This is a genomic window from Sphingomonas sp., from assembly GCF_013812825.1.
Taxonomy (GTDB): Bacteria; Pseudomonadota; Alphaproteobacteria; order Sphingomonadales; family Sphingomonadaceae; genus Sphingomicrobium.
In genome coordinates, this window is sequence record NZ_JACCSU010000051.1 from 1 (window position 1) to 8,091 (window position 8,091).

Genomic DNA, 8,091 nt, shown 5'->3' on the forward strand with positions numbered 1-8,091 from the left:
CCCTGACCGGCGCCGACGCCAATGAAGCCGGCGTCTATCGCCTCGCTTCGGGGGCGATCGTCGCGGTCGAAGATGGCCAGAAGGTCGAGGCCGGCGAAGTGCTCGCCCGCATGCCGCGCGAAGCGGCGCGGACGCGCGACATCACCGGCGGCCTGCCGCGCGTCGCGGAGCTGTTCGAGGCGCGCAAGCCCAAGGAAAATGCGATCATCGCCAAGGTCTCGGGCAAGGTCACCTTCATGAAGGACTATAAGGCCAAGCGGAAGATCGCGATCATCCCCGACGACGGGTCGGAGCCCGTCGAATATCTGGTTCCCAAGTCGAAGGTGATCGACGTCCAGGAAGGCGATTATGTGAAGCGCGGCGACAATCTCGTCGGCGGCTCACCCGACCCACACGACATCCTCGAAGTCCTGGGAGTCGAGGCGCTGGCCGAATATCTCGTCAGCGAGATCCAGGAAGTCTACCGGCTCCAGGGCGTCAAGATCAACGACAAGCACATCGAGGTGATCGTCCGCCAGATGCTCCAGAAGGTCGAGATCACCGACGGCGGCGACACCACGTTGCTGGCCGGCGAGCAGGTCGACCGCGACGAGATGGACGAGGCCAACGCCCGCCTCGAGAAGAAGCAGAAGAAGGCCGAGGGCAAGCCGGTGCTGCTCGGGATCACCAAGGCGTCGCTGCAGACCCGCAGCTTCATCTCCGCGGCTTCGTTCCAGGAGACGACGCGGGTGCTGACCGAGGCCGCGGTCCAGGGCAAGATCGACACTCTCAACGGCCTCAAGGAGAATGTCATCGTCGGGCGCCTGATCCCGGCGGGCACCGGCGCTGGAATGAACCGCCTGCGGGTGGCGGCATCGAGCCGCGACACCGCGCTTCGGGCGGCACAGCGCAAGCTCCAGGAATCGCTGGTCCTGCCCAACAGCGCGGCCGAGGAGCATGCGGCCGAGCTCGCCCAGGGCTCGGAAGCGGCGGTCAACGCCGACCCGCTGGCGGACGTGGCGCCTTCCGGCCACGGCACCGACGCCGATGCCGGCGAGTATCTGAAGGACTGAAATCTGAAGGACTGAGCACCTTCAGTCGCCAACAAAAAAGCCCCGCCGGAGCGCCCGGCGGGGCTTCTTTTACGCGGGTTTTTCCCCGTTTATCCCTTGCATTCGCCCCTGTTGATCATGTCCTGAGTGCACTCCGCGACCGAATGAACGTCGCGGGCGGCTCCCTTAACCGTGGCGCACGCCGAAATTGCCAGCGAGGCTCCCATCAGAGCCAGAGTAACGATTTTGCGGGTCATATCCTTCTCCTTGTTGCGGCTGTATAACGCTGCGGCGATGCATCGGCTCCCGAATGCCAAATGTAAGTTATCTTTAAACCGGCCCGCGACCCTCCCAGAATCCCAGGGTCGGTAGCCAGCGGAAAAATTCTTCCAATCTTAGATTGAGGGCGCCTCTCAGCGGGCGAGGTCAGACCGCCACCGGGGCGGCGATGTGCGGGTGCGGATCGTAGGCCTCGAAGGCGAAATCCTCGGGCTCGTAGCCGTCGATCGGCTGCCCGCGGTCCTTGAGCACCAGGCGCGGCAGCGGCCGCGGCTCGCGGGCCAGCTGTAGCCGCGCCTGCTCGAGATGGTTGGAGTAGAGGTGGCAATCCCCCCCGGTCCACACGAACACGCCCGGCTGGAGCCCGCATTCGCGCGCCAGCATGTGCGTCAGGAGCGCGTAGCTGGCGATGTTGAACGGCACTCCAAGGAAGAAATCGGCGCTTCGCTGGTAGAGCTGGAGGTTGAGGCGGCCGCCGGCCGCCTGGGTCTGGAACAGGCAGTGGCAAGGGGCGAGCGCCATCCGGTCGATCTCGCCCGGATTCCAGGCGGTGACGATCTGGCGGCGCGACGACGGCTCGCGCTTGATCAGCTCGATCAGCTGCCGGATCTGGTCGATGCGGCGGCCGTCGGCGGTTTCCCAGTCCCGCCACTGCTTGCCGTAGACCGGTCCCAAGTCGCCGTTCTCGTCGGCCCATTCGTCCCAGATGCTGACGTTGCGCTCCTTGAGCCAGCGGATGTTGGTGTCGCCGCGAAGGAACCACAGCAATTCGACGATGATCGAGCGCAGGTGCAGCTTCTTGGTGGTCAGAAGCGGGAAACCGTCGGCGAGGTCGAAGCGCATCTGCGCCCCGAAATGCGTCAGCGTGCCGGTTTCGGTGCGGTCCATCTGCTCGATGCCCGTCTCGAGGATCAGCCGCATCAGGTCGAGATATTGCCGCATCGGGCCTTATCCCTAGACGCTGCGTGGGCGGTCACCAAGAGGGATGGTTATGTCCATTTTGGTTGGCTTTCGGCTCCAGCGTGGACGCGGTTGTGGTGGCTGCCGGGGACGCGCGCACTTAGTCTGCCCGAATGCGATATCAGCGTGCCGAATTTCCGCTGAAACTGGAGGGGCGCGATGCCGCGCGCAACTTCTTCGCCGGATGCTTCGCCGACACCGATCCGACTTGCGAAAGCCTGTGGGTCGCCCATGTCGACCAGCAGGCGCGCTGTGTCCACCTGAGCCGTCACGAAGGCGATGAGACAGGCGCCGATTTTCCCCTCCGGTCGATTATTGCCGACGCGGCGGCTCATCGCAGCGCCGGAATCGTGCTCGCCCACAACCACCCGAGCGGCGATCCGACTCCGAGCGAAGCCGATTGCCGGGCAACCCGCCGGCTGGCCTCGGCGGCCGAGGCCCTCGACTGCGTGATCCTCGACCATCTGGTGTTCGCCGGTACCGAGTGCACCAGCCTGCGCCGCCTGGGGCTGCTCTAACCCTTGCAGGGCTTGATGTCGGCCGGCCGCGGGCGCGGACCGGCGATCGCGAACATCGCCAGATAGGAATCGCCGCCGGTCAGCATTGTCATGTGCACTCGCCGCATTCCGACCGCGGCGAATTCACAAGTCAGGAGCGACGGCGGGGTGCCGTGGCGGCGGGTCGGTCGATCGAGCTCGACCACTACTACCAGTCCGTCCGGCTTGAGCCCTTCGCGCAGATGCCACAGGAACGCGTAGGGCGACTGCACCTCGTGGTACATGTGAACCATGAAGATGCGGTCGAAGGAGCGCTTGGGAAGCATCGGATCGTCGGGCTTGCCGAGCAGCACCGCGACATTGTCGAGCCGCTCGCGGTTCACGCGCTGGGCAAGCCGGTCGCGGGTTTCCTCGACGATGTCCTCGGCCAGCACCCGGCCGCGCGGGCCGACCGCCGGCGACAGCCGGACGGTGTAATAGCCCTCCCCGGCGCCGACGTCGGCGACCCACATTCCCGGCCGGACTCCCGAGACCCGCATCACCTGCTCGGCCTCGCCGAGCCGGTCGCGCGCGTCCTCGGTGGAAAAGCTGTCGCCGATGATCGGCGAGACGGCGCGGTGCGGCTTTGGAAAGCGCTGCTCCTCGGGCGCCGCCCGGCACGAGGCGATCGCCGCTGCGAAAAGCAGCAGCCCCTGGCGCCTACTCCACATCCTCGACCTCGACCTGCTCGCCGGTCACGCGCTGCGACAAGGCGGCGGCCATGAACCGGTCAAGGTCGCCATCCAGCACGTCGCCGGGAGAAGTCGAGGTCACCCCGGTGCGCAGATCCTTGACCAGTTGGTAGGGCTGCAGGACGTAGCTGCGGATCTGGTGGCCCCAGCCGATGTCCGTCTTGGCCGCGTTCTGGGCGTGGGCCTGCGCCTCGCGGCGCTGGAGCTCGGCCTCGTACAATTTCGCCTTCAGCTGTTTCATCGCCTCGGCCCGGTTCTTGTGCTGCGAGCGCTGATTTTGGCAGGCGACGACGATTCCGGTCGGCACATGGGTAATTCGGACCGCGCTGTCGGTGGTGTTGATGTGCTGCCCGCCGGCGCCCGACGCCCGGTAGGTGTCGATTCGCAAGTCGGCCTCATTGACCTCGATGTCGATGTCATCCTCGACTTCGGGGTAGACCCAGACGCTGGCGAAGCTGGTGTGGCGACGCGCCGAGCTGTCGTAGGGGCTGATCCGGACGAGCCGGTGGACGCCGCTCTCGGTCTTCAGATTGCCGTAGGCGTTCTCGCCCTTGACCAGCACGGTCGCCGACTTGATTCCCGCCTGCTCGCCGGAGTGGTGGTCGACGAGCTCGACCTTCATCCCGTGACGCTCCGCCCAGCGGGTGTACATCCGCTGCAGCATTTCGGCCCAGTCCTGGCTCTCGGTCCCGCCGGCGCCGGCGTTGACTTCGATATAGCTGTTGTTGGAATCGGCCTCGCCGGCGAGCAGCGCCGCGACCTTGTCGCGCTCGGCCCGGGCAGCGAGGTCGGCAAGGCTCTGGACGCCCTCGTTGACCAGCGCTTCGTCACCCTCGGCCTCGGCCATCTCGATGAGCTCGGCGGTATCGGACAGCTCGCGCTCGATCGCCCTGGTAGCATTGATTGCTTCCTCGAGCCGGCGCCGCTCGCGCATGACTTCCTGGGCCGCCTTGGGATCGTCCCAAAGCGCTGGCTCCTCGACCTTGGCATTCAACTCCTCGAGGCGCCGGTGCGCGCGGTCCCAGTCGAGGAATCGACGAAGCAGCGCGGTTGCCGCGCTGATCTCGTCGATATGGGCCTGCGCCTCGGCGCGCATCGTCGTCTCCAGGAAACGGTCCGCGGGCAAGCCCGCGGTGTGCCCCGCTTATTGAGTGGGAGGCTGCGTTGGCAAGGGATTGCTGGGCGCCGGCGCTGGCGCGGGCGGCTCAATGGTCGCCGGTGCCGTGCGCCGAGGTGCCGCGCGGGGTCGCCTCACCGCCTTGACGGTCTTGGCGTCGCGATCCTGGCCCTGCACCTCCTCGTCGGCATCGTCGGTGCCGTAGCGGCCGCCGGCCCGGCGGTACGAGCGGCGTGGCTCCGTCTGCGGCTGGAACGCTTCCCAGATGACCGGCGACTTGGGGTCTTCGCGGGTGGGGAAGGTGCCGAACACCCTCCGGCCGCTCGCCCGGTCGATGCGCGCCCAGCGAATGCCCGGCGGAGCGACGAACGGGACTTTCGGCAAGCTCGCAAACGCGGCCTTTGCGAACTGCTTGAAGATCGGAGCCGCGATCCGCCCGCCCTGGGCGCCGTGGCCCATCGGCCGCGGCTGGTCGTAGCCGATATAGACGCCGGCGACGATATCGGGAGTGCCGCCGATGAACCAGACGTTGGTCGGCCCCGAGGTCGTGCCGGTCTTGCCGAACAGCGGGCGGTCGAGATCGCGAAGCACGGTCGCGGTGCCGCGCTCGACGACCCCGGTCAGGACATGGACCATCTGGAACGCGGCCATCGGGTCGAGCAATTGACGAGTGCGCTCCGGCGGCCGCGGCATGCCCTTGCCGTCCCAGTCGGCGGCGGTGCAATTATCCATGATCTGGCAGCGGTTGTCGGTGCGGTAGATGACCTTGCCGTTGCGGTCCTGGATGTAGTCGACCAGCGTCGGCCGCACGGAGCGGCCGTGGTTGGCCATGATCGCATAGGCGTTGGTCAGCTTGAGCACCGTGGTGTCGCCGGCGCCGAGCGCGATCGACAGATAATCGGGATAGTCGCCGACGCCGAGCTTGCGGGCGGTCTCGGTGACCTTGGCGATCCCGGTCTGCGAGGCTGCGCGGACGGTCATCAGGTTGCGCGACTGCTCGACCCCCCAGCGCAGCGTCTTGGGCCCCGAATAGCGGCGGTCGAAATTGACGAAGCATTTGTTGCCGAGCCCCGCCCCCTGCCAGACGCAGAAGGGCGAATCGACGATGATGGAGGCCGGAGTCATGCCGTTCTCGAGCGCGGTCTCATAGACGATCGGCTTGAATGCCGAGCCCGGCTGACGGACCGCCTGTGTGGCGCGGTTGTAGCTCGACCCGATGACGTCGAAGCCGCCCTGCATCGCCAGCACGCGGCCCGTGCGGACCTCCTCGGCGACGAAGCCACCGCCGATCTCGGGGATCGATCGCAGCGCATAATTGTCGCCGGCGACGTTCTTGACGACGATGATCATGCCCGGGCGGAAGTGGCTGAAGGCCGCCCCGCCCGCGCCGCGCTTGGGCATCGACGCGGCTGACGCGGGCAGAATGCCGGTCGAGCCATTGGCAAAACCGATCCGCGCTTCGCCCCCGCTCTTGGACAGCACGACGGCCTTTCGCCAGTCGGGAAAGCCGGTGCCGACCGGCGAGCGGTCGAGCTGCCCGGCCCAGTCGCCCGAGACGTCGATGCTGAGTTCAGGATCGCGCCAGCCGCGGCCGCCGTCGAACTTGGCAAGGCCTTCGCGCAGCGCCTCGGCGGCCGCCGCCTGCATGTGCGGGACGACCGAGGTGCGCACCCACAGGCCGCCGCCATAGACGCTGTTGGGACCGTCCTCGACCGTCAGGCCATAGCGCTTCATGAGGTCGCGGCGGACCTCCTCCATGAAATAGCCGCCAATATCGCGAAACTTCGCGCTGCTTCCGTAGCGAATGGTGCCCAGCGGAGCGGCGGCGGCGGCGGTCATCTGCTCGGGCGCGATGAAGCCGTTGCTGACCATCTCACGAAGGACATAATTGCGGCGGTTGACTGCGCGCTGGGTCGCCCGCACCGGGTCGTAGTTGGACGGCGCCTTGGGCAGCACAGCGAGATAGGCCGCTTCGGGCAGAGTCAGCTCGCCGACATCCTTGTCGAAGTACGCACGGCTCGCCGCCTGGACACCGTAAGCGTTCCGCCCGAGGAAGATCTGGTTGAGGTACAGCTCGAGGATCTGCTCCTTGCTGAGCGTCGATTCGAGCCGGAACGCGAGGATCGCCTCGCGGATCTTGCGGCCGATCGAATAGCTGCTGTCCTGGAGCAGCGCCTTGGCGACCTGCTGGGTGATGGTCGAGCCGCCGCGCGCCCGGCCGCCATCGGTTGCGGTCTTCATGACGAAATCCCCAACCGCCCCGACCAGGCCGGGGTAATCGATTCCGCCGTGGCTGAAGAAGGTCTTGTCCTCGGCCGCCAGGAACGCCTGGATGACCAGCGGCGGATATTCGTCGTAGGCGAGCTCGACCCGCCGCTCGCGGGCAAAGGTCTGGACCGGATTGCCGTCATAGCCGCGCACGTTGGTCGGCAGCGGCGGCTGATAGGCGAGCAGTTTCTCCGACGACGGCAAGCCGGTGGCGAAGAACAGCCACACCGCGGCGAAGAACAAGAAGCCGAGGCCGCCGATCCACGCTCCCCGGCGCACCCAGCGCCGCTCGAACCAGGGATCGATTCGCTCGTGAACCCGCCGGTTAAAGCCGGCGAGATCCGGCAGCGGCAGGTCGGGAACCGTAAGACGCTCGAACTTCATTTGCGCTTGCATCTAGCGAGTTCGGGCAAGCCCGCAAAGCTCGATCAGCGCCGGCTGCGCGCCGCGACATCCGCTTCAATGGTTTCGGCGAGACCGGCGACGAGCTGGGCGCGATGCTCGGGCGAGCGCAGCAACAGCTCGTCGTCGGCATTGCTGACGTAGCCCGCTTCGAACAGCACCGCCGGCGCCTCGGCGCGGCGAAGCACGTGGAAGGTGGCGAAGCGGTGCGGCTCGGGGCGCATCTCGACCCGCGAGGACGACTTGCGCACCAGGCGCGAGGCGAGGTCGGCCGAGGCGCTCATCAGGCTGCGCAGCGCGAGGTCGGAGAGCATCGAGCGGACCGAGCCGTCGGCGGCTCCGGCGACCCCGCCGGCATTCTGGGCCGCGGCAAATCGTGCCGCTTCGGGATCGGAAGCGACGTCCGACAGGGAATAGACGCTCGCACCCCGGGCCAGCGGGTTGGGCGCGCTGTCCATGTGCAGCGACAGGAACAGGCTCGCCCCGAGCCCGCGGGCGACCCCGGCCCGTTCCTCGAGAGTGAGATAGCGGTCGCTGTCGCGGGTCAGGGCGACCCGCACCCGGCCGCGCTCGACCAGCCGGTCGCGAAGCTCGCGGGCCAGCGCCAGCGTCAGTTGCTTTTCAGCCACGGCTCCGGATACCGAGATCGCCCCGGGATCGCGGCCGCCGTGGCCGGGGTCGATGACGACGATCGGCCGACCGGCCGCCTTGCCGCCGCTGACCAATACGTCGACGGCGGGAGCGATCTTGACGGTGACGCTGCCGCGGCGCGCCTCGCCGATCTCGGCCCGATGCGAGCCATCGCT

The 8,091-nt window shown here is 67.3% G+C and carries 7 protein-coding genes and 1 pseudogene; 2 read left to right on the top strand and 6 right to left on the bottom strand.

Annotation, left to right across the window (positions count from 1 at the left end; translation table 11 throughout):
* Positions 1-1,052 (top strand): annotated as a pseudogene (locus tag H0T81_RS07085) (DNA-directed RNA polymerase subunit beta'); the annotation flags it as partial.
* Positions 1,053-1,141: 89 nt separating this feature from the next.
* Here the strand turns inward: H0T81_RS07085 and H0T81_RS07090 are convergent.
* A complete protein-coding gene (locus H0T81_RS07090; protein WP_294011329.1) occupies positions 1,142-1,288 on the bottom strand; it encodes an entericidin in 147 nt (48 codons plus the stop codon).
* 169 nt (positions 1,289-1,457) lie between these two features.
* Entirely contained in the window at positions 1,458-2,252 is a 795-nt protein-coding gene (locus H0T81_RS07095) for a thymidylate synthase (protein ID WP_294011330.1), read from the bottom strand.
* A gap of 131 nt (positions 2,253-2,383) precedes the next feature.
* Between H0T81_RS07095 and H0T81_RS07100 the strand changes: the two genes are divergently transcribed.
* Complete coding sequence (locus H0T81_RS07100) at positions 2,384-2,788, top strand: JAB domain-containing protein (protein ID WP_294011332.1); 405 nt, start codon at positions 2,384-2,386, stop codon at positions 2,786-2,788.
* Here H0T81_RS07100 and H0T81_RS07105 read toward each other — a convergent pair.
* The 4 genes from H0T81_RS07105 to H0T81_RS07120 form a co-directional block, all read right to left on the bottom strand.
* Complete coding sequence (locus tag H0T81_RS07105; RefSeq protein ID WP_294011334.1) at positions 2,785-3,477, bottom strand: methyltransferase domain-containing protein; 693 nt, start codon at positions 3,475-3,477, stop codon at positions 2,785-2,787. The genes H0T81_RS07100 and H0T81_RS07105 overlap by 4 nt on opposite strands.
* Positions 3,467-4,594, bottom strand: coding sequence for a peptide chain release factor 2 (gene prfB, locus H0T81_RS07110; protein WP_294011336.1), 1,128 nt, complete (start codon positions 4,592-4,594; stop codon positions 3,467-3,469). The genes H0T81_RS07105 and prfB overlap by 11 nt, the downstream gene beginning before the upstream one ends.
* 48 nt (positions 4,595-4,642) lie before the next feature.
* Positions 4,643-7,267 carry a PBP1A family penicillin-binding protein gene (locus H0T81_RS07115; protein WP_294011338.1) on the bottom strand — a complete coding sequence of 875 codons (2,625 nt, stop codon included), beginning with the start codon at positions 7,265-7,267 and terminating at the stop codon, positions 4,643-4,645.
* 44 nt (positions 7,268-7,311) lie between these two features.
* On the bottom strand, positions 7,312-8,091 hold a 780-nt coding region (locus H0T81_RS07120; protein ID WP_294011340.1), incomplete at its 5' end, for an N-acetylmuramoyl-L-alanine amidase.

Excerpts from the sequence above, each read along its gene's own strand:
- H0T81_RS07090 (WP_294011329.1), bottom strand. The coding sequence starts at position 1,288 with ATGACCCGCAAAATCGTTACTCTGGCTCTGATGGGAGCCTCGCTGGCA.
- H0T81_RS07095 (WP_294011330.1), bottom strand. The coding sequence starts at position 2,252 with ATGCGGCAATATCTCGACCTGATGCGGCTGATCCTCGAGACGGGCATC.
- H0T81_RS07100 (WP_294011332.1), top strand. The coding sequence starts at position 2,384 with ATGCGATATCAGCGTGCCGAATTTCCGCTGAAACTGGAGGGGCGCGAT.
- H0T81_RS07105 (WP_294011334.1), bottom strand. The coding sequence starts at position 3,477 with ATGTGGAGTAGGCGCCAGGGGCTGCTGCTTTTCGCAGCGGCGATCGCC.
- prfB (WP_294011336.1), bottom strand. The coding sequence starts at position 4,594 with ATGCGCGCCGAGGCGCAGGCCCATATCGACGAGATCAGCGCGGCAACC.
- H0T81_RS07115 (WP_294011338.1), bottom strand. The coding sequence starts at position 7,267 with ATGAAGTTCGAGCGTCTTACGGTTCCCGACCTGCCGCTGCCGGATCTC.